This is a genomic window from Flavobacterium sp., assembly GCF_031363805.1.
In the GTDB taxonomy this organism is placed as follows: domain Bacteria; phylum Bacteroidota; class Bacteroidia; order Flavobacteriales; family Flavobacteriaceae; genus Flavobacterium.
Genome location: NZ_JANLVD010000209.1, coordinates 18149 through 37891, shown reverse-complemented (window position 1 = coordinate 37891; position 19743 = coordinate 18149). Strand labels below are relative to the sequence as shown.

The following is a 19743-nucleotide window of genomic DNA, read 5'->3' as shown; positions in this document are numbered from 1 at the left end:
GGTAGTTCGGTTATGATTAATGTAACAGCAACTTTACCTGATGGTAAAAAAGTATCTGACAAAAAAGAATTCCGTATCAAAGGTTTACCTGCACCTACTGGAAAAATACGTGGTGAAGTAGCAGCAAAAGGAGCAAAATCTAACCTAGAAGCTTGTACTATTACTGCTGTAATGGAAGATTTTGATTTCCCAGTTACAGTGAATGTTACACAATTTAACATAAAAGTTCCTGGTCAACCTACTATTGTGGTTTCTGGAAGCAAAATGGATGGTAGAGCTAGATCTGCAATTCAAAAAGCAACTAGAGGTGATGTAGTGGTTATATCAGAAATAAAAGCTAGTTTTTCTGGTATCAATCAGTTGGCTAAAAGAGTTTCAACTTGTACTTATGAAGTACAATAATTAGTTTAGGAATTCGTTTTAAGTTCTATAAACTCAATACACACAAAATTATGAATTGGAGAAATTTATTATCTGTTGTTATTATACTTGCAGGAAGTTTAGCTTCTTTTGCACAATCTAATTTGCTGAATGCTAAAGTACCAACTGAAATTGGTATTAAATCTGCAGCACAGCAACTTAAAGATAATGACAAACCATTAGAATATGGTTATGTAGGCGATCGTGACATTTTAATGTCTAAAAAAACTTGGGAGATTATTGATCTTGATGAAAGATTGAATTTTCCTTTGTATTATCCAATTGATACGGGTAGTATTGGTAACGAACGTCGTTCTTTATATGATGTATTAATCAAAGGGATAAAAACTGGAAAAATAACTGAAGTATATGCTGATAGTTATTTCAAAGAAAAAAGAACTTTAAAAGACATGGAAAAATCTTTTACCAGAATAGATACAACAGATGCTGGTCGTGAAGAGATGAACGTGGATATTAATGCATACAAAACTAGAGTAGTGGCAAAAACTAAAGTTACTGGAAAAGGTAAGAATAAAGTTAAAACTACTACAATGGACACTATTCGTGCGTCTAAAACTATTTCTCCAGAATATATCAATAGACAAGATATTACTGCAATTGATGTGTCTGATTATAAAGTGGTGGGTTTATGGTATTTCGACAAGCGTCAATCTGATTTGCGTTACAGAATTTTGGGAATTTGCCCAGTTATTCCAGATGTATACACAATGGATAAAGAAGAAAAAGAGTATGTCGATCTTTTTTGGATATTTTATCCAGGAGCTCGTGAATTACTTCATGAATGGAAAGCATTCAATGATAAAAATTCATCAATGCCAGTTAGTTTTGATCATTTGTTAAATACACGTCATTTTAACGCTACTGTTTACAAAGAAGAAAATGTCTATAATGATAGAGAAATAGCAGATTACATGAAAGACAATGCATTAATGCAACTAATGGAATCTGAAAGGGTAAAAGACAAAGTACGTAACTTCGAGCAAGATATGTGGAATTACTAATTGTAAATTTCTCCAATTACATAAAAAACTCTCCCTACTTCAGGGAGAGTTTTTAATTTTATTTAAATTATGATTGATTATATTATTGTTGGATCTGGAATTGCTGGAATTTGTTTTGCTGAAATAGCGTTACAAAACAAAAAATCAATAATAGTTTTTGATAATAATTCTCAAAATTCATCAAATATTGCAGCTGGAATTTACAATCCAGTTATTTTGAAAAGATTTAGTGAAGTCTGGAATGCTAAATCACAAATAGATTTTCTGAATAATTTTTATCCATTAATTGAAAATAGAATTAATACTAAGATTGATTTTAAAACTCCAGTGATTAGAAAATTCTTCTCAATTGAGGAGCAAAATAATTGGTTTTCAGCATCGGACAAAATAAGTTTAGCACCATTTCTTTCAACAAAATTGCTTTATAATAAATATAATGGAATTGATTCCCCATTTGGATTTGGCGAAGTTTTTCATACTGGATATGTGGATACAAAATTGCTTCTAAATAAATACCATCAATATTTAAAGAACAATTCTAACTTTATTCAAGATGAATTTCATTATTCAAAACTAGAAATTCAGACTGATTTTATTTCATATAACAATATAAAAGCAAAAAGTATTGTATTTGCTGAAGGTTTTGGTTTACACAAAAATCCATTCTTTAAATATTTGCCTTTGGATGGAACAAAAGGAGAAATCTTAATAATCAAAGCTCCAAATCTTGATTTAAATTGTATTTTGAATTCAAGTGTTTACCTATTGCCTTTAGGAAATGGTATGTTCAAAGTTGGGGCAACATACAACTGGGAAGACAAAACAAATGCAGTAACAGAGGATGGAAAAAAAGAATTAATTGATAAAATCAAAGAACTGCTCAATTGCGATTTCGAAATAATGAATCATCTTGCTGGAATTCGTCCAACAGTCAAAGACAGAAAACCTTTAGTCGGAACACATTTAGAATATAAAAAAATTCATATTTTAAACGGACTTGGAACTCGAGGTGTTATGCTCGGTCCAAGTTTGGCTAATGATTTATTCCAAAATATCGAAAATGGAATTCCTTTAAACGATTATATTGATATTAAACGATTTGATAAATAGAATTTGATATAATGTATTTTAAAATTACTTCACAAAGTGTACTGCTTTCTCCAAGGCTTCCTTAATTCCATTTATATTTTTCCCACCAGCTGTAGCAAAAAACGGTTGACCGCCGCCTCCACCTTGAATGTATTTTCCTAATTCGCGAACTACATTGTTTGCGTTTAAAGATTTCTCAGCAACCAATTCTTTAGAAATGTAGCAAGTTAACATTGGTTTTTCATCTTCAGTAGTAGCAAGAACTATAAATAGATTGGTTCCTAAATTTCCTAATTCATAAGCCAAATCTTTTGCGCCATCTGGTGACAAATCGACTTTTTTAGCTAGAAATTGAATTCCATTTATATTTTGGATTTCAGATGCAAGGATTGTTTTTAAGTTTTTCACTTTTTCTTTAACGAAAATTTCAATTTGTAGTTTCAATTTAGCATTTTCGTCTTGTAATGAGTTTACGGATTTTAAAATGTCTTGCGGATTTTTTAAAGCTACTTTCACATTTTCCAAAGTGCTTTCTTGCAATGCATAATGTGCTTTAACAGCATCACTAGTTATTGCTTCTATACGGCGAATTCCAGCTGCAACTGCCCCTTCTGAAACGATTTTAAAATGCCAAATTTCGGCAGTATTTTTTACGTGAATTCCACCACACAATTCCATACTATCACCAAATTTTATTGCACGAACATTATCTCCATATTTTTCACCAAACAATGCCATTGCTCCTTCGTCTAAAGCTTGTTGGATAGGTATGCTTCTGCGTTCAATTAATTGCAATTGCTCTTGAATTCTAGTATTTACAAATTGTTCTACTTGAAGAATTTCTTCTGCTGTCAATTTAGAAAAATGTGAAAAGTCAAAACGCAAATAGTTTGGATTTACCAAACTTCCTTTTTGCTCAACATGTGTGCCTAAAATAGTTCTTAAAGCCAAATGCATCAAGTGTGTTGCTGTGTGGTTTCTAGAAGATAAATCCCTTAAATCGGTATTTACTTTTGCCGCAAAACTAGCATTTACATTTTCTGGTAATTTTTTTGTAAAATGCAAAATGAGGTTGTTTTCTTTTTTAGTATCTAATATTTCTATACTTTCATTGGCCGAAATTAATTTTCCTTTCTCACCAACTTGTCCGCCGCCTTCTGGGTAAAATGGTGTTGCATCAAGAACTATTTGATACAAAACTCCATCTTTTTTTGAATCGATTTTTCTATATCGAGTAATTTTTACGTCATTTTCAGATTGATCGTAACCCACAAATTGTTCTGTATTTCCTTCAACTAAAATTGTCCAATCATCGGTTGACATTTCGGAAGCAGCTCGCGAACGATTTTTTTGCTTTTGCATCGATTTCTCAAATTCGACTTCGTTGAACGACATGCCTTTTTCTTTTAAAATCAAAGCAGTTAAATCTTTTGGGAAGCCAAAGGTATCGTACAATTCAAATGCTTTTTCTCCCGAAACTTCTTTTCCCGAAGTTTTAGCTATAACAGAATCCAACAGTTGCAAACCTTGATCTAATGTTCTTAAAAAAGAAGCTTCTTCTTCACGAATTACATTGGTTACAAGTTGTTGTTGCGATTTTATTTCTGGGAAAAATTCACCCATTTGGTTCGCCAAACTTCGACCAATTCGAAAATAAAAGGCTCTTTTTTGTCTAAAAAAGTAAATCCGTAACGAATCGCACGACGCAAAATACGTCGAATAACATAACCTGCACCAGTATTGGATGGCAATTGTCCATCGGCAATGGCAAATGCTACAGCACGAACGTGATCCACAATGACGCGAATGGCAATGTTGGTTTTATCTTGGTTGTTAGTTGTTGGTTGTTGGTTGTTGGTAGTATATTTGAAACCTGTAATATCTTCCACTTTTGCAATCAGCGGTGTAAAAACATCGGTGTCGTAATTGGATGTTAAATTTTGAATTGCCATACACAAACGCTCAAATCCCATTCCAGTATCGACGTGTTGTGCAGGTAGTTTATCCAATGATCCATCGGCTTTTCGATTGAATTCCATGAAAACATTGTTCCAAATTTCGACCACTTGTGGATGATCGGCATTGACTAATTCGCGACCAGAAACGGCTGCTCTTTCTGTATCAGATCGAATGTCAATATGAATTTCTGAACATGGTCCGCAAGGTCCTTGATCGCCCATTTCCCAAAAATTATCTTTTTTATTGCCTAATATTATTCTGTCCTCAGGTACAAATTGTTTCCAAATATCGAAAGCTTCTTGATCGAAAGGCACGTTATCTTCTTTATTACCTTCAAAAACCGAAACATATAAGCGGTCTTTGTCTAGTTTTAAAACTTCAGTCAAGAATTCCCAAGCCCAAGGCAAAGCTTCTTTTTTGAAATAATCGCCAAACGACCAGTTTCCCAACATTTCGAACATGGTATGATGGTAAGTATCGAAACCTACATCTTCCAAATCATTGTGCTTTCCAGAAACACGCAAACATTTTTGGGTATCGGCAATTCTTGGAGATTTTGGCGTTCCATTTCCAAGAAAATATTCTTTGAATTGTGCCATTCCTGAATTGTTGAACATAAGCGTTGGGTCGTCTTTTAAAACGATGGGCGCAGATGGTACTATTAAATGTCCTTTGCTTTCAAAGAATTGTAGATATTGTTTGCGGATTTCTTTTGATGTCATTTTTTTAATTTAAAGATTTAAAGATTACATATCATTGAATTTTTCAATCACTTAATCTTTTAATTTTTTAATCCTTTTTGCCCCAGATAGTAGTGAAAAGCTTCGAGTTTTGGAAATCTATTTTTTCTTGGGCTGGCAGAGCGACCAAAGGAAGCTCCTGCTGGCTCGTAGAAAAAAAGTTTTCTAAACGAGAACTTGAAACGAATAGCTGGATTGGGCAACTAATAAAAAATACTTCAATAATTGAAACATTTTCTAGATTATTTCGTCTAATATTTTGTTACTTTGTAATAATGACTGCAAAAATAGGTTTTTTTTAAGATATGAAGAAAGTAAAATACTATTACGATTCTGAAAATTTAGCTTATCGCAAAATAAGCCCTAAAAAAGCAAGAAGTTTGGGGTATTTGGGACTTTTTATATTGGCTTCTGCTCTTTTTGGATTTTTATGTTTTGTGGCACTGATAAACACACCTTTTTTTGAAACACCAAAAGATAGGTTGCAGTCGAGAGAAATCCAAAATTTGAAATTAAATTACACCATTTTAAATAAGGAAATTGATGAGCTAGATGCAGTTTTAACCAGTATTCAGGATAGAGACGACAATATTTATAAAGTTTATTTTAATAATTCACCAGTTTCTGATACGAAGGAAAAGGATAATATGGTTAGAAAGACTAGGTTTAAAGAATTGCTAAGTTTTAATAATGAGAAGCTGATTTCAAGCACTACAAATCGTGTTGATTTAATTTCTAAACAGTTGGCTATGCAATCGAAATCATTGGATGAAATTTTAAAAATGTCTAAAGCGAAAGAAAAACTTTTGGCCTCAATTCCGGCTATTCAACCTGTAAAGAATGAACAATTAAAGCATATGGCATCTGGTTTTGGTTATAGAAGCGACCCATTTACCAAAGCTAGAAAAATGCACAAAGGAATGGATTTTACTTCTCCCACGGGCACGCTGGTTTACGCAACAGGAGACGGAGTTGTAACACGAGCAGACAATGGTGCTTCAGGTTTTGGAAATCATATTGTAATCCAGCATGGTTATGGATATGAAACAATATATGCGCATTTGAGTCGATACAACTGTAAAGTAGGAAAAAAAGTAAACCGCGGTGATGTAATAGGATTTGTGGGTAGTACGGGTAGAAGTCAGGCTCCGCATTTGCATTATGAGGTTCATAAAAATGGATTAGTTGTAAACCCAATTAATTTTTATTATGGAAATATTTCTGCTGTGGAATATGCGGCAATTGCTAAATTGGCCACACAAGAAAATCAATCTTTGGATTAATGTATGTAGATTTACCTGAAAATAAGAGATATTATAGCATGGGCGAAATTGCCAAGGCTTTTGATGTAAACCAATCGCTAATACGTTTTTGGGACAAAGAATTTGATATTCTGAAACCTAAAAAAAATGCAAAAGGAAATAGAATGTTTACACCAGATGATGTCAAAAACTTGCAACTTATATTTCATTTGGTTAAGGAAAGAGGTTTTACTCTGGAAGGTGCAAAAGTACATTTGAAAGAAGGTCAAAAAAAAACATTAGATAAATTCGAAATAATTCGTAAATTGGAAATTGTAAAAACACAATTGGTTACTATAAAAGATTCACTTTAAATTAAAATAAACTTAAAAACAAAAATTATGAAAAAAGGATTAATAGCTTTGGGAATTATTGTAGTGTTGGTTATAGGAATATACAGCTGGGCTGCAGGATTTAACAACAAAGCAGTAAAATTGAATGAAGATGTAGCCGAGTCTTGGGGAAATGTTCAAACGGCATACCAACGTAGAAATGATTTGATTGGAAACTTGGTAAATACCGTGAAAGGTGCTGCCGATTTTGAAAAAGGAACTTTAACAGCTGTAGTAGAAGCAAGAGCAAAAGCAACTTCTATGACTATAGATCCATCAAAAATTACACCAGAACAATTGGCAGAGTTTAATAAAGTGCAAGGTGGTGTTTCTTCTTCATTATCCAAATTATTGGTTACTGTTGAAGCTTATCCAGAATTGAAAGCCAATCAAAATTTCTTGAAATTACAGGATGAATTGGCAAGTACAGAAAACCAAATTTTAACTTCGAGAACGCGTTTTAATGAGGCTACAAAACCATTTAATAGCCATGTAAAAACTTTTCCAAATTCTATTTTGGCTGGTATGTTTGGCTTTACAGGAAAACCATATTTTGATGCTGAAGCGGGTGCTGAAAAACCTGTTGAAGTAAAATTCTAAAAAAATAAACCGCGAATTCGGTAGTTATAAATAGATGATATTTGATTTCAAGTTTTTGATTTCAAATTACATATCTTTTAGCTAAGAAATAATTATAATTCGCAAATTCGCGGTAAATCATTTTTAAATTCATAATAATGTCTAAAGTTGAAGATTTTTTAAGCAAAGAAGAAGAACTGGAAATTATTGAAGCCATTCGCGTGGCAGAAAAAAGCACTTCAGGCGAAATTCGAGTACACATTGAAAAAGAAACTTCTCTAGATTCTATAGATAGAGCAACAGAAGTATTTAATACACTTAAAATGCACGAAACCAAAGATTCCAATGGCGTTTTATTGTATGTTGCCGTAAAAAGCAAGAAATTTGCAATTTGTGGCGACAAAGGAATAAATGAAGTTGTGCCCCATGACTTTTGGGAAACAACAAAAAACACAATGGAAAATCATTTTAAAAACAACAATTTTAAACAAGGATTAGTAGATGGCATTTTGAAAGCTGGACAACAACTCAAAAAATACTTTCCTTTTGATGATAATGATATGGATGAATTGTCTAATGAAATTTCTAAAGGATAATATTTTGAAAAAACTACATTTAATATCTTTCTTGATATTGTTTTTTGGCATATTTAATATTCAAAATGCATTTGGTCAATTTAATATTCCCGAAAAACCAAGTTTTCAAACCTCAGTTTATGACTATGCCAATGTGCTTAGTCCAGACGAGAAAAGTCAGCTGGAACAAAAATTAATAAAATATGCCGATACTACTACCACTCAAATAGTAGTTATAACTATAGAAAGTCTACAAGGTGAAGACATTGGAATTCTAACTCCAAAATGGGCACAAACTTGGGGAATTGGCGGTACAGAAAAAAATGACAATGGTGTTTTAATTTTATTAGCAAAAGCAGAAAGGAAAATTTGGATTTCACCAGGATATGGACTCGAAGATAGATTAACTGCAGGAATTGGTGGCGAAATTACTAGAAATATTATTATTCCAGAATTCAAAGCAGGAAGTTACTACAATGGTCTTGATAAAGGAACCAACGCTATTTTTGATGTTTTTAAAGGCAAATACAAAGGCGAAAGAAAACCAGAAAAAGAGAAAGGATTTCCAATTTTGCCCATTATTATCATAATTGTTTTTATTTTAATTTTTATAGCAAGAAGTAAAAATAATGGTGGTAACTCTGGAAACCGTGGAGGTGGTATTAACTTGCTTGATATGATTATATTGAGTAGCCTTGGTAGAAGTGGTGGCGGATCATCTGGTGGTGGTTTCGGCGGAGGTTCTTCTGGCGGAGGCGGTTTTGGTGGAGGATTTGGCGGTGGAGGATTTTCTGGTGGTGGAAGCGGCGGCGGTTGGTAGTTTACTTTATTAATTTTAATAATTAAAACTACCTCACCTTACTCCTCATCACATAATAATGTAAAAATTTAGGAAAAAATCGTTTTAAGAAAACACCCATAGTTTCTTTTCCGCCTATATAAGCTTCAAATTTTTTGGCTTCAACTGCTTTTACAAACTTCTTGGCAAAAATAGCAACAGGCATTCCGTTTTGAGTAGCAATATCGTCGGTATTTTGTTTTGAACCATCTGCAATTAATGCATTTTTTGCTATGTTGGTTTGGATAAAGCCTGGACAAATAAGCGTTACATCAATTCCATCTTTTTGATGTTCCATTCGCAATACATCAAAAAAACCGTGCAATGCGTGTTTCGCGCCGCAATATCCTGAACGGTATGGCGACCCAAATTTTCCCATTAAACTAGTTATAGTCACAAAATGTCCTTTTTGATTTTTAATGAAATGTGGCAAAATAGCTTTGGTCAAAGCGACTGTTCCTAAATAGTCAACTTCTATAAGTTTTTTATCTACACTAAAATCGGTTTCTACCAAAAGCGAACGTTGACTTATTCCACCATTATTAATCAACATATCAATTTTTCCAAAAGCTTCAATGGCTTTCTGAGCATGATTTTTCGCATTGTCAAAATCTGTTAAATCAAATGGAAGCAAAACTACCTCACAGTCGCATTTTGATTTTACTTTTTCTAAAGCTTCTATGTTTCGTCCAGAAAGAATCAGCTTACAGTTTTTGGTAGCCAGTTCATAGGCCAACGCTTCACCAATTCCTGATGAAGCACCAGTAATCCATATTGTTTTGTTTTTTATTGAAATCATTTTACAAAAATAGCAAAAGTTGATGAATGGCGTAATTTAAATTAAAATAGTCATTCACAAAAAAAGGGAAAAACACCCTTATAAAATGCGTGAAAACCCTTCCTGAATTCTTAGCATATTAAAACATCTTTGCGTAACAATTATTTATAAACAAAAAAATAAAAAACCTTATGAAAAAGATTATTATAAATGTAGTGTTACTATTTGGGGGAATAGTAAATTCTCAAACAATTATCAATTCCAAATTGGATAGTGAACTTTTGGGGAATGTATATTACAAAAAAACAAATTATGTGAGAGGCTGGAATCCAAGTCATGGCAATCCGTCGGTTTATGGTGCTATTGGGCAAAATACTTGGACATGGATGTGGTCACATTCCAATTTGGGAGAAGGTATTGTAACCGAATATGATTTTCAAGCTGGAAAAACCTATCAAATATCCTTTCTGATAAAAACATCTTCTAATGTGTCAAACCCTAATGAAGTTGTGTTGAATTCAACTGCAAATGTTAGAGCTGTTACAGGAATTAATTCTAAGAAAGCAATATACATTATGCCAGATATTCCAACTACTAGTGAAATTATTTGGTCTAAACCAGTAGAAATTGCAATGAATAACTGGAAAAAAATCTCTATAAATTTTACGCCAACAAATGACAATGCACAATTATGGTTTTATCCTTTGATGACAGCAAAAGCCAATGCAAATGGTGGCGCAAGAATTCAAATGGAAATAGATGATGTTTTTATTTTGCCAATATCAAAAAATCAAAAAATTGAAATGGAGCAAAATAAAATTATTGCATTGTCTCCGAACCCAGTTAAAAAAGGAGGAATTATCAAAATCACTACCAAAACATCTGAAGTTAAAGAAACTGCGGTATATGATTTAAATGGAAATTCAAGAAATTTGGCTTTTACAAAAATTGACAACAATAATTTGGAAGTGGTTATAGATGATAATTTTAAAAATGGAATTCATATGTTGAACATCATTAATAATGACAATACCATTTTTAGAAAAAAAATTATAATAAAATAAATTGAATACATCTTAACCAAAAAGCCTGTTTAAAAACTTTATTGAACAGGCTTTTTTTATTTAAATATAACTTATTTTTCTCTAATATAAATATCAATTGGAACTCCAGAAAAATCCCAATTTTCACGAATTTTATTTTCCAAGAATCGCTTGTACGCATCCTTTACATATTGTGGCAAATTTGCAAAAAAGACAAACTGTGGCGTAGGCGTAGGCAACTGCATACAATATTTAATTTTTACAAACTTACCTTTCAAAGCAGGTGGCGGATGATTTTCGATAATTTTCAACATAAAATCATTGAATTTCGAAGTAGGAATCCGTTGCTGTCTATTTTCATAAACCTGAACTGTAGCTTCCAATGCTTTTAGCAAACGCTGTTTTGTAAGTGCAGATACAAAAAGAATTGGCACATCTACAAAAGGCATTAATTCTTCTCGAATTTTAGCTTCATAATCACGCGTTGACATCGTATCTTTTTCGACCAAATCCCATTTGTTTACCAAAATAACAACTCCTTTTCGGTTTTTTTCTGCCAGCCAGAATATACTTTGATCCTGACCTTCAAATCCACGGGTGGCGTCGATTATTAATATACAAACATCGGCATGTTCAATAGCACGAACCGAACGCATTACCGAATAAAATTCTAAATCTTCTTTTACCTTTGCTTTCCGACGAATTCCTGCCGTATCAACCAAGTTAAATTCAAACCCAAAACGATCGTATTTTGTATCAATAGCATCGCGTGTAGTTCCAGCAATGTCAGTTACCATAAAACGTTCCTTACCAATCAAAGCATTGATAAAACTTGATTTTCCAGCATTTGGGCGACCCACAACAGCAAAACGAGGCAAAACTACTTCTTCTTGCGTTGGCAATGGTTTTACTGGAAATGCATCAATAAGTGCATCTAGCAAATCTCCAGTTCCGCTTCCAGAAATACTTGCAAAAGTATAATATTCGCCCAATCCTAGGTTGTAAAACTCGATAGCATCTTTTTCACGCATGGCATTATCGACTTTATTCACAGCCAATAAAACAGGTTTGGTCACTTTGCGCAACATTTTAGCAACAGCATCGTCCATTGGCGTTATACCTTCTTCCACATCAACCACAAAAATAATAACATCACTTTCGTCTATAGCCAATTCCACTTGCTTGCGAATTTCTCCTTCAAAAACGTCGTCCGAACCTCTTATGTAACCACCAGTATCTATCACAGAAAATTCCTTACCGTTCCATTCGCTTTTGCCATAATTACGATCACGAGTCACACCCGAAACCGAATCGACAATCGCTTCTCTTCTTTGTATCAATCGATTAAAAAGTGTCGATTTCCCTACGTTAGGTCTTCCTACAATGGCTACAATGTTATTCATATTTATAATTTTAGATTGTAGATTTTAGATTTTAGATTTTAGAAATTCTAAAACCAACACTCTTAAAACTACAAACAATAATGCATTCTAATTTTTTGCAAAGGTAGTCAAAAAAGCGACTAAGTTTTTATTATATTTTTAGGAGCTATTTCCTGCTATCCGTTCCAATCTTTTAAAAAAATGTCAAACTTCGACAAGCTCAGTTTGATATTTTTTTAAAAGGATTTCCACTGCTATCAGGGCTAGGGCTTTCAAATAAACAAATAACCAAATCCACAAATAACCTTTATTGATTGTATCCAAATCGTTTCAACATATTCGCGTTGCTTCTCCAGTTTTTATTGACTTTTACATATAATTCAATAAAAATTTGTTTGCCAAAAAACTTTTCTAAATCGGCTCGAGATTCAACACCAACTCTTTTCAAAGCTTCCCCTTTATGACCAATAATAATTCCTTTTTGAGTGTCGCGTTCCACCATAATCACAGATCGAATTCGGATAATATTCTCATCTTCAAAAAATTCTTCGGTCACAATTTCTACTGCATACGGAATTTCTTTACTATAATGTAGCAAGATTTTTTCCCGAATGGTTTCATTTACAAAAAAACGTTCAGGCTTGTCTGTCAATTGATCTTTCGGGTAATATGCTGGCGATTCTGGTAATAATTTAATAATCCTGTCAAAAACTTCAGGAACATTAAAATTTTGTAATGCCGATATTGGGAAAATTTCTGCATTGGGCACTTTTGCTGCCCAAAAAGCCACTTGCTCTTCCAATTGTTCTTGGTTTGAAGTATCAATTTTATTTAAAAGTAATAAAACCGGAATTTTCGCGTGGATAATTTTATTGAAAAAAGCTTCATCTTTCAAGTCTTGTTCGCCAATTTCGACCATATAAATCAGAATATCAGCATCTTCAAAAGCAGATTTTACAAAATTCATCATCGATTCCTGCATTTCGTAAGCTGGTTTTATAATTCCTGGCGTATCAGACAAAATTATCTGAAAATCTTCACCATTTACAATTCCAAGAATTCTATGACGTGTTGTTTGTGCTTTTGAGGTAATAATCGATAATCGTTCGCCAACAAAGGCATTCATTAACGTCGATTTTCCAACGTTTGGATTTCCTATGATGTTTACAAAACCTGCTTTATGTGACATTTATATTGTGTTTTATTTTGCAAAGGTAGTCATATCAGTCGAATAGTTTTCATTATTATATTGGATACTTTACCTGAGTTCATAATATGCGATCAAACAATTAACTTTAAATAGCTAACAGTCAAATTATTAAAAGAAATAAAAAATATTTTACAATTTTTGTTGTACGAATCAAAATTGGTTGTATATTTGCACTCGAAACATCGCCGGATAGAGCAGTAGGCAGCTCGTCGGGCTCATATTCGCCACGGCGAACACAAGTTCCAAGTTCTTAATAAATTGAAAAGTTAAACATATATCGCGGGATAGAGCAGTAGGTAGCTCGTCGGGCTCATATTCGCCGCGGCGAACACAAGTTCCAAGTTCTTAATAAATTGAAAAGTTAAACATATATCGCGGGATAGAGCAGTAGGCAGCTCGTCGGGCTCATAACCCGAAGGTCACAGGTTCGAGTCCTGTTCCCGCTACTAAAGAAGAGAATCAAGAAATTGATTCTCTTTTTTTTTACAAAATCATTCGAAAATGAATGTTTTTAACATAATGGAAGAATTTGTTGTTTATATATTGTTTTCAGAAAAGCAAAATAAAACTTATGTTGGTTTTACGTCTGACTTAAGTGATAGATTTAAATCGCATAATGAATTAGCAACTAAAGGATTTACTATTAAATATAGACCTTGGATAGTGATTTATGTTGAGTTTTTCAATTCTAAATCTGAGGCTATGAAAAAAGAAAAATTTTTTAAAACCGGAGTTGGGAGAGAAATTATTAAAAAAAAATTATTTGAAATTATAATTTATGAAAAGAGTTATTGAATATAGAAAGTTGCTTGAAGTTGACAAAAATGTAACTTTAAAAGAATTGAAAACAATTTACAGAAACAGTATGAAAGATACACATCCTGATAAATTTGTAAATGACGAAGCCGGAAAATTGGCAGCGGAAGAAACAAGCAAAAACATTATCAATGCGTATCATTTTTTGGTAAGTATTTCTGCTGAAACTGTCGAAAAAAATCTTCCTGAATATACAGATACGATTACAAATTCAAATATTCACGATTTTCGTTTAGAGAAATCTACATTACACATTAAATATTTTAATGGTATGGAGTATGAGTATATTGGCGTTCCAAGAAATACATATGTAAAAATGGTCAATTCAGAATCTCCAAACCGTTTTGCAAAACGACACATCTACGGAAATTTCATCTACAGAAAATCTGGAGAAGCGGCCGAAGATTAATAAAATAATTGCATTATAAATGAAAGACTTTCTGAAAAGAAGGTCTTTTTTATTTAAATAATTTCTTATATTTGATTAAACAAATCATAAAATTATAACTATGGAATTTAACTTTTTAGCTATTTTGATAGCGGCATTATCAACATTATTTATCGGATTTATTTGGTACAGCGACAAAGTATTCGGAACTGTTTGGATGCGGGAAGCTGGTTTAAACAAAGAAGAATTACAAAAAGGAAGTATGATTAAAATTTTAGTTCTTAGCTTTATTTATTCTTTTCTTTTGGCATTTATGATGCAGTTTATTGTTATTCATCAGTTTGGTGCTATGGGTATGATTGGTGGCGATCCTACCAAAGCATTGCCTTCCTACACCAATTTCATGTCAGATTATGGAATTGCTTTTAGAACCTTTAAACATGGTGCTTTGCACGGTTTTATGGCTGGGGTTCTTTTTGCGTTACCCGTTGTAGCCATAAATGCATTGTTCGAAAGAAAATCATGGAAATACATTGCCATTCATGCTGGTTATTGGATTATCACATTGATGGTTATGGGCGCAATCGTATGTGGATGGGTTTAAACTAGCTTATCAATACTAGTAGCCAAATCAAAATCTTTATCCGTTAAACCATTTGCATCATGCGTGGTTAAACGGATATTGACTTTATTATACACATTAAATAATTCTGGATGGTGATTGGCTTTTTCTGCTAAAACACCAACTTGAACTATGAATCCCAATGCTTCTGAGAAATTTTTGAATTGAAATTTCTTCTCAATTCCATTATTGTTAAAATCCCAATTTGGAAAATCTTTTAATTTTGTATTGGCAGTTTGTTTATTATAAGTTGTCATGATCATTGTTTTTAATAAAATTAGTTATTTTAAATAGCAACTCGAAATATTTTAACTTTATTGATTATTTTTGACCAAAATAAAATTCAGATTTGGATCATTCATTTTCCTTCAAAATTTATTCTAGTACAAATCATCTTCCTGAAAATTGGAATGATTTGGCTAAGGGCAATATTTTTCTTTCAAAATCATATTTAAAAGTCTTAGAAAATTCTGCGCCAAAAAATATGATTTGTTCTTTTATTGGTTTGTATAAAAGCGATGTTTTGGTAGGGATAGCCATTTCTCAAATGCTTTCTATTGCCAATGTATCGTCTTTTGGAGTTAATAAGAGTTGTATAAAATCAAAAATTAGAGACTTAGTTTTTCGAAAGTTTGCGAACAATATCTTGTTCGTTGGAAACAATATGTTGACAGGACAAAATGCTTTCTACTTTTCTGATCAAATCACTTTTCATGATGGATTGCATATTTTAAACAAAGCAGTTATTGGACTACAGGAAAATTTCAAAAAACAAGGTCAACAAATTCATATTTTAAATTTCAAGGATTTTTCAGCTATAGATAGTGAAAATTTTGAAACCGAATCTTTTTCAAATTATTATAAGTTTGAAATTCAGCCTAACATGGTTTTTGATATTCCTGAACATTGGAATAATCATGACGATTATGTGAATGCATTGTCCAAAAAATACAGGGATCAATACAAACGCGCTCGAAAAAAATCTGATGGAATTCTAAAACGCAAATTGTCGCTTGAGGAAATTATAAGTTGCAATGGCAAAATAAATGAATTGTATTTGAATGTGACCAAAAACGCACCTTTCAACACTTTTTATTTATCAGAAAATCATTTTGTTACTTTAAAAAAAGAATTAGGTCATGATTTTTTATTTTACGGATATTTTATCGACAACGAGTTGATTGGTTTCAATACATTGATAAAAAACGGAAACGTAATTGATACTTATTTCTTAGGTTATTCTGATGATTTTCAGCGTGAAAAAATGTTGTATCTCAATATGCTTTACGACATGATTGGTTATTCAATAAATAAAAAATTCAGAAAAATTATTTTTGCCAGAACAGCTTTGGAAATAAAAAGTTCTGTTGGCGCAAAACCTGAGAAAATGTTCGGCTATATAAAGCATCACAATAAAATAGTAAACAAATTTATGCCAAATTTATTCAAATATTTTGAACCCGAAGTGATTTGGCAAGAAAGAAATCCGTTTAAATAGATAAATTTCAAGGAATTGCAACCTTCATTTGTTTGTGCAAAATTTTAATGTCAAGTTGTGTTTCTGGACCACAATATTCGCCATCTATTTGGAAACTTACTGGCGAATTGGTTTTTATAATGGCTTTGTCGGTAGAAATAATTTCAATATCGTCTGAATCAATAGGCATATTTCCAGTGATGATTTTGCCGAAAGTAATTAGATCAAGATTTTTGAGAATGACCAATTCAAATTTTCCATCGTTCATCACGCCATTTGGATTTATGACAACTCCTGTTCCATATTTTTGAGAATTGGCAATAACAATCATTCTTGCTACGCATTCAATAGTTTGATTATTGGCAATAATAGTGGCTGAGAAAGGCTCTTCCATTTCAGTAAGCGTGGTAAATGTTTGCAATGCATAACCTAGTTTTCCACGAATTTCACTATTTTCATAATTTTTAACCAAATCTGCGTTCAAACCCAAATCGCTCAAATGCAAACTTTTTTTGCCATTAATGGAAATCATGTCCATTTCCATATAATTATGGTGAAAGGCAATGTTTAAATTTTCTTCCAATGTGGTTGGCAAATTCAAATCGACCGACAACCCATTGGCGGATCCTGCGGGCAAAATGCCTAAAATTACATCCTGTTTTTCCAATGCTTCGGCTACCATTTTTATGGTTCCATCGCCACCAGCTACAATAATTCTCTCAGGTTTATGTTGGTTGTAAAGTGACTTTATTTTGGAAATGTCATCTTCTCCAGTTGTTTCAAAAAGTATAAATCCTAGGTTTTCTGCTTCAGCAAAAAGTTTTGTTGCTTCAATGTATTGTGTTTTATCAACATCGCCAGAAATTGGATTTACCACAAAAATGATATTCTTTTTCAAAGTTTTAGTACTTTTATAAATTAAACATTAAAATTTGGGGATTGTACAAAAGTAATACAATATTCACCTAAAAAACAAATATTATCTTTTATGAAACCAATTCTTAAATTATATAGAGGTTATGCCAATGATCAGGAATTGGTAGTTATGGGTCATGTTTTTAAACCTACTTCAAAGCAAGAATACGATTTTCAGAAAAAGAATTTTAAAAATGCCACTTCCATTATTGGAATGTTTCGCATCCGAACCATTGGAAATTTTGATGTTTATCTAAATATTGATAATCAAAAAATTCACACCAAAACACTTGAAGATGGCTATTTTAAATTTTGTATTCCATTAGACAAAAGCTCAAATTACGGCTGGATAAATTATAGTGTTTCCATTTATTATGAAGATGAGGAAATTATTGCTCAAGGAAGTTACATTTTGCCGCATGCAGGAAATTTAGGTATTATATCTGATATTGATGATACTTTTTTAATATCGCACACTCGAAATCCTTTAAAAAAACTTTATATTTTATTGTTTAAAAATGTAAATGATAGAAAAATTTTTGACGATGTAGTGCCACATTACCAAGCATTAAGTTCTGCTGGAAGACCCAAAAGTTTGCAAACTGGCGAGGTAAATAATAAAGAAGAACAAAATGCCTTTTTTTATGTTTCTAGTAGCGAGTGGAATTTATACACTTTTATTGTAAAGTTTACCGAGCTGCATCAATTGCCAAGAGCAGTTTTGCTTTTAAAAGATATTAAAGATAGTTTGACCGATTTTTTTATTACTGGTAGAGGCGGACACAATCATAAATTTGAAAAAATAAAACATATTTTAGAATTTTATCCGAATTTAAAATATGTATTATTGGGTGACGATTCGCAGCACGATCCTTTTTTATATGAAAATATTTGCAAAATTTTTCCAATAACTGTCAAGGCAGTTTACATTCGGCAAACTGGAAATAGTAAAAAAGAAAAAGTGGAGAATACCTTGCAAAATATTGCCACATTGAATGTGGCAATTTGTTACTTCAAAAATAGTAGTGAAGCTATTGCGCATTCAAAATTAATTGGGTTAATTTAAAATTTTAAGAGCTATTTTATGCAATACGATTTCAACTTCTACTCTTCACTTTTACTCATCACTTTTTCTCAAGGAATACTTTACAGTGTTTTGTTGTTAAAAAAAGGCATTCAAACAGATAATAAATCCAATTATTGGTTGAGTTTGTTTGTGTTTTTATGCAGTTTGTATGTGGCACCTTGGATGTTGGGTTTTGCTGGTTGGTATGACAATTAACCTTAAATGCCAAAATTAAACTTTACAAAAAACTTTGCACACTTTGCAGTTAAAATAGTAATTTTGCAAAAACACAACTACAACAATGAGCAACACATTAATTGCCCCATCAATTCTAGCAGCAGATTTCGCCAACTTACAGCGCGATATTGAAATGATCAACAATTCAGAAGCCGATTGGTTTCATATAGATATCATGGACGGTGTTTTTGTTCCAAACATATCTTTTGGAATGCCAGTGCTAGAAGCCATTTCTCGTCATGCCAAAAAAAATATCGATGTACATTTAATGATTGTAGATCCAGACAGATATATTAAAACTTTCGCAATATTGGGCGCAAATATATTAACGGTACATTATGAAGCTTGTACGCATTTGCACCGAACATTGCAAGCCATTAAAGCAGAAGGCATGAAAGCTGGAATTGCATTAAACCCACACACCAATGTCGATTTATTGGAAGATGTGATTAACGATATTGACATGGTTTGTTTAATGAGTGTAAATCCAGGTTTTGGCGGTCAAAGTTTTATCGAAAATACCTATACAAAAATTGAAAGGTTAAAAGCATTGATTATTCGTAAAAATGCTTCTACGATTATAGAAATTGATGGTGGTGTGACTGATAAAAATGCCAAACAACTAGTTGATGCTGGTGCAAATGTATTGGTAGCAGGAAATTTTGTTTTTAAAGCAAAAAATCCGACACAAACTATTGCTGATATGAAGAAAATCACTTCAATTTAAACTAAAATACTTAAAAATTGAAAACCAAGAAATACAATTAAAAATAAAAAGAATATAATCTAATTTGTGAATAAAAACAACTAAAATGGTGGTGCTTTTGAATGTGAATCTTTAATGTATAATTGATTTAGTGCATGTAATCCAGCAAATAATTTTAAATATGTTGATATCTAATTGCTAAAAGCAAAAAATTATAGAATTGATACACAATAAAGAGAAAAACATAT

Annotated in this window: 22 protein-coding genes, 1 tRNA gene and 1 pseudogene; 17 read left to right on the top strand and 7 right to left on the bottom strand. The window is 32.2% G+C overall.

Features of this window, described 5'->3' with window-relative positions; genetic code table 11:
* The 3 genes from RMN92_RS11215 to RMN92_RS11205 all read left to right on the top strand — a co-directional run.
* Positions 1–402 (top strand): GldM family protein (locus tag RMN92_RS11215; protein ID WP_309609533.1); only part of this gene is annotated, 402 nt, incomplete at its 5' end.
* Between the two features lie 50 nt (positions 403–452).
* Positions 453–1442 (top strand): gliding motility protein GldN, encoded by a 990-nt coding sequence (gldN, locus tag RMN92_RS11210; RefSeq protein WP_309609532.1) that lies wholly within the window; start codon positions 453–455, stop codon positions 1440–1442.
* Between the two features lie 69 nt (positions 1443–1511).
* Positions 1512–2552 carry an FAD-binding oxidoreductase gene (locus tag RMN92_RS11205; RefSeq protein WP_309609531.1) on the top strand — a complete coding sequence of 347 codons (1041 nt, stop codon included), beginning with the start codon at positions 1512–1514 and terminating at the stop codon, positions 2550–2552.
* 24 nt (positions 2553–2576) lie between these two features.
* Here RMN92_RS11205 and RMN92_RS11200 read toward each other — a convergent pair whose 3' ends face one another.
* Entirely contained in the window at positions 2577–3209 is a 633-nt protein-coding gene (locus tag RMN92_RS11200) for a DHHA1 domain-containing protein (protein WP_309609534.1), read from the bottom strand.
* Between the two features lie 405 nt (positions 3210–3614).
* Positions 3615–5212, bottom strand: a pseudogene (gene alaS / locus RMN92_RS11195) (alanine--tRNA ligase); the annotation flags it as partial.
* A gap of 323 nt (positions 5213–5535) precedes the next feature.
* Between alaS and RMN92_RS11190 the strand changes: the two are divergent.
* The 5 genes from RMN92_RS11190 (at position 5536) to RMN92_RS11170 (ending at position 8837) form a co-directional block, all read left to right on the top strand.
* Entirely contained in the window at positions 5536–6513 is a 978-nt protein-coding gene (locus RMN92_RS11190) for a M23 family metallopeptidase (protein ID WP_309609530.1), read from the top strand.
* Positions 6513–6845: a MerR family transcriptional regulator gene (locus RMN92_RS11185; protein WP_309609529.1), complete on the top strand. Its 333-nt coding sequence runs from the start codon at positions 6513–6515 to the stop codon at positions 6843–6845. Before RMN92_RS11190 ends, RMN92_RS11185 begins: the two co-directional genes overlap by 1 nt.
* Before the next feature lie 27 nt (positions 6846–6872).
* The gene (locus RMN92_RS11180) at positions 6873–7463 is read left to right on the top strand and encodes a LemA family protein (protein WP_309609528.1); all 591 of its coding nucleotides are present in this window, start codon (positions 6873–6875) and stop codon (positions 7461–7463) included.
* A gap of 137 nt (positions 7464–7600) precedes the next feature.
* Positions 7601–8038, top strand: a complete 438-nt coding sequence (locus tag RMN92_RS11175) for a TPM domain-containing protein (RefSeq protein WP_309609527.1) — start codon at positions 7601–7603, stop codon at positions 8036–8038.
* Positions 8019–8837 carry a TPM domain-containing protein gene (locus RMN92_RS11170; protein ID WP_409024862.1) on the top strand — a complete coding sequence of 273 codons (819 nt, stop codon included), beginning with the start codon at positions 8019–8021 and terminating at the stop codon, positions 8835–8837. Before RMN92_RS11175 ends, RMN92_RS11170 begins: the two co-directional genes overlap by 20 nt.
* A 28-nt stretch (positions 8838–8865) precedes the next feature.
* Here RMN92_RS11170 and RMN92_RS11165 read toward each other — a convergent pair whose 3' ends face one another.
* Complete coding sequence (locus RMN92_RS11165) at positions 8866–9654, bottom strand: SDR family oxidoreductase (RefSeq protein WP_309609525.1); 789 nt, start codon at positions 9652–9654, stop codon at positions 8866–8868.
* Between the two features lie 170 nt (positions 9655–9824).
* Between RMN92_RS11165 and RMN92_RS11160 the strand changes: the two genes are divergently transcribed.
* Positions 9825–10697, top strand: a complete 873-nt coding sequence (locus RMN92_RS11160) for a T9SS type A sorting domain-containing protein (protein ID WP_309609524.1) — start codon at positions 9825–9827, stop codon at positions 10695–10697.
* Between the two features lie 71 nt (positions 10698–10768).
* Here RMN92_RS11160 and der read toward each other — a convergent pair whose 3' ends face one another.
* Together der and era are read right to left on the bottom strand one after the other, a co-directional pair.
* A complete protein-coding gene (der, locus tag RMN92_RS11155; protein ID WP_309609523.1) occupies positions 10769–12079 on the bottom strand; it encodes a ribosome biogenesis GTPase Der in 1311 nt (436 codons plus the stop codon).
* 286 nt (positions 12080–12365) lie between these two features.
* Positions 12366–13247 carry a GTPase Era gene (era, locus tag RMN92_RS11150; RefSeq protein ID WP_309609522.1) on the bottom strand — a complete coding sequence of 294 codons (882 nt, stop codon included), beginning with the start codon at positions 13245–13247 and terminating at the stop codon, positions 12366–12368.
* Between the two features lie 394 nt (positions 13248–13641).
* On the opposite strand from era, the gene RMN92_RS11145 reads away from it, so the two are divergent.
* The 4 genes from RMN92_RS11145 to RMN92_RS11130 all read left to right on the top strand — a co-directional run bounded on the left by RMN92_RS11145 (position 13642) and on the right by RMN92_RS11130 (position 15076).
* Positions 13642–13714 (top strand) — tRNA-Met (locus RMN92_RS11145).
* A gap of 73 nt (positions 13715–13787) precedes the next feature.
* Positions 13788–14063 carry a GIY-YIG nuclease family protein gene (locus RMN92_RS11140; RefSeq protein WP_309609521.1) on the top strand — a complete coding sequence of 92 codons (276 nt, stop codon included), beginning with the start codon at positions 13788–13790 and terminating at the stop codon, positions 14061–14063.
* Positions 14047–14493 carry a KTSC domain-containing protein gene (locus tag RMN92_RS11135; protein WP_309609520.1) on the top strand — a complete coding sequence of 149 codons (447 nt, stop codon included), beginning with the start codon at positions 14047–14049 and terminating at the stop codon, positions 14491–14493. The genes RMN92_RS11140 and RMN92_RS11135 overlap by 17 nt, the downstream gene beginning before the upstream one ends.
* 100 nt (positions 14494–14593) lie before the next feature.
* A complete protein-coding gene (locus RMN92_RS11130; protein ID WP_309609519.1) occupies positions 14594–15076 on the top strand; it encodes a DUF1761 domain-containing protein in 483 nt (160 codons plus the stop codon).
* On the opposite strand, the gene RMN92_RS11125 is transcribed toward RMN92_RS11130, so the two are convergent.
* Positions 15073–15351, bottom strand: coding sequence for a 4a-hydroxytetrahydrobiopterin dehydratase (locus RMN92_RS11125; RefSeq protein WP_309609518.1), 279 nt, complete (start codon positions 15349–15351; stop codon positions 15073–15075). The genes RMN92_RS11130 and RMN92_RS11125 overlap by 4 nt on opposite strands.
* A gap of 92 nt (positions 15352–15443) precedes the next feature.
* Here RMN92_RS11125 and RMN92_RS11120 point away from each other — a divergent pair, with 92 nt between their 5' ends.
* On the top strand, positions 15444–16592 hold the full coding sequence (locus RMN92_RS11120) for an 8-amino-7-oxononanoate synthase (RefSeq protein ID WP_309609517.1): 1149 nt from the start codon (positions 15444–15446) through the stop codon (positions 16590–16592).
* Positions 16593–16599: 7 nt separating this feature from the next.
* On the opposite strand, the gene RMN92_RS11115 is transcribed toward RMN92_RS11120, so the two are convergent.
* Positions 16600–17469, bottom strand: a complete 870-nt coding sequence (locus RMN92_RS11115) for a diacylglycerol kinase family protein (protein WP_309609516.1) — start codon at positions 17467–17469, stop codon at positions 16600–16602.
* Positions 17470–17559: 90 nt separating this feature from the next.
* Between RMN92_RS11115 and RMN92_RS11110 the strand changes: the two genes are divergently transcribed.
* The 3 genes from RMN92_RS11110 to rpe all read left to right on the top strand — a co-directional run bounded on the left by RMN92_RS11110 (position 17560) and on the right by rpe (position 19516).
* Entirely contained in the window at positions 17560–18552 is a 993-nt protein-coding gene (locus RMN92_RS11110) for an App1 family protein (protein ID WP_309609515.1), read from the top strand.
* Between the two features lie 18 nt (positions 18553–18570).
* On the top strand, positions 18571–18768 hold the full coding sequence (locus RMN92_RS11105; RefSeq protein WP_309609514.1) for a hypothetical protein: 198 nt from the start codon (positions 18571–18573) through the stop codon (positions 18766–18768).
* Between the two features lie 85 nt (positions 18769–18853).
* A complete protein-coding gene (gene rpe, locus RMN92_RS11100) occupies positions 18854–19516 on the top strand; it encodes a ribulose-phosphate 3-epimerase (protein ID WP_309609513.1) in 663 nt (220 codons plus the stop codon).
* Positions 19517–19743 lie beyond the last annotated feature (227 nt).

What these genes read in the sequence shown, in the direction of transcription:
- gldN (WP_309609532.1), top strand. Translation starts at nt 453, where the DNA reads ATGAATTGGAGAAATTTATTATCTGTTGTTATTATACTTGCAGGAAGT.
- RMN92_RS11205 (WP_309609531.1), top strand. Translation starts at nt 1,512, where the DNA reads ATGATTGATTATATTATTGTTGGATCTGGAATTGCTGGAATTTGTTTT.
- RMN92_RS11200 (WP_309609534.1), bottom strand. Translation starts at nt 3,209, where the DNA reads ATGGAATTGTGTGGTGGAATTCACGTAAAAAATACTGCCGAAATTTGG.
- RMN92_RS11190 (WP_309609530.1), top strand. Translation starts at nt 5,536, where the DNA reads ATGAAGAAAGTAAAATACTATTACGATTCTGAAAATTTAGCTTATCGC.
- RMN92_RS11185 (WP_309609529.1), top strand. Translation starts at nt 6,513, where the DNA reads ATGTATGTAGATTTACCTGAAAATAAGAGATATTATAGCATGGGCGAA.
- RMN92_RS11180 (WP_309609528.1), top strand. Translation starts at nt 6,873, where the DNA reads ATGAAAAAAGGATTAATAGCTTTGGGAATTATTGTAGTGTTGGTTATA.
- RMN92_RS11175 (WP_309609527.1), top strand. Translation starts at nt 7,601, where the DNA reads ATGTCTAAAGTTGAAGATTTTTTAAGCAAAGAAGAAGAACTGGAAATT.
- RMN92_RS11170 (WP_409024862.1), top strand. Translation starts at nt 8,019, where the DNA reads ATGAAATTTCTAAAGGATAATATTTTGAAAAAACTACATTTAATATCT.
- RMN92_RS11165 (WP_309609525.1), bottom strand. Translation starts at nt 9,654, where the DNA reads ATGATTTCAATAAAAAACAAAACAATATGGATTACTGGTGCTTCATCA.
- RMN92_RS11160 (WP_309609524.1), top strand. Translation starts at nt 9,825, where the DNA reads ATGAAAAAGATTATTATAAATGTAGTGTTACTATTTGGGGGAATAGTA.
- der (WP_309609523.1), bottom strand. Translation starts at nt 12,079, where the DNA reads ATGAATAACATTGTAGCCATTGTAGGAAGACCTAACGTAGGGAAATCG.
- era (WP_309609522.1), bottom strand. Translation starts at nt 13,247, where the DNA reads ATGTCACATAAAGCAGGTTTTGTAAACATCATAGGAAATCCAAACGTT.
- RMN92_RS11140 (WP_309609521.1), top strand. Translation starts at nt 13,788, where the DNA reads ATGGAAGAATTTGTTGTTTATATATTGTTTTCAGAAAAGCAAAATAAA.
- RMN92_RS11135 (WP_309609520.1), top strand. Translation starts at nt 14,047, where the DNA reads ATGAAAAGAGTTATTGAATATAGAAAGTTGCTTGAAGTTGACAAAAAT.
- RMN92_RS11130 (WP_309609519.1), top strand. Translation starts at nt 14,594, where the DNA reads ATGGAATTTAACTTTTTAGCTATTTTGATAGCGGCATTATCAACATTA.
- RMN92_RS11125 (WP_309609518.1), bottom strand. Translation starts at nt 15,351, where the DNA reads ATGACAACTTATAATAAACAAACTGCCAATACAAAATTAAAAGATTTT.
- RMN92_RS11110 (WP_309609515.1), top strand. Translation starts at nt 17,560, where the DNA reads ATGAAACCAATTCTTAAATTATATAGAGGTTATGCCAATGATCAGGAA.
- RMN92_RS11105 (WP_309609514.1), top strand. Translation starts at nt 18,571, where the DNA reads ATGCAATACGATTTCAACTTCTACTCTTCACTTTTACTCATCACTTTT.
- rpe (WP_309609513.1), top strand. Translation starts at nt 18,854, where the DNA reads ATGAGCAACACATTAATTGCCCCATCAATTCTAGCAGCAGATTTCGCC.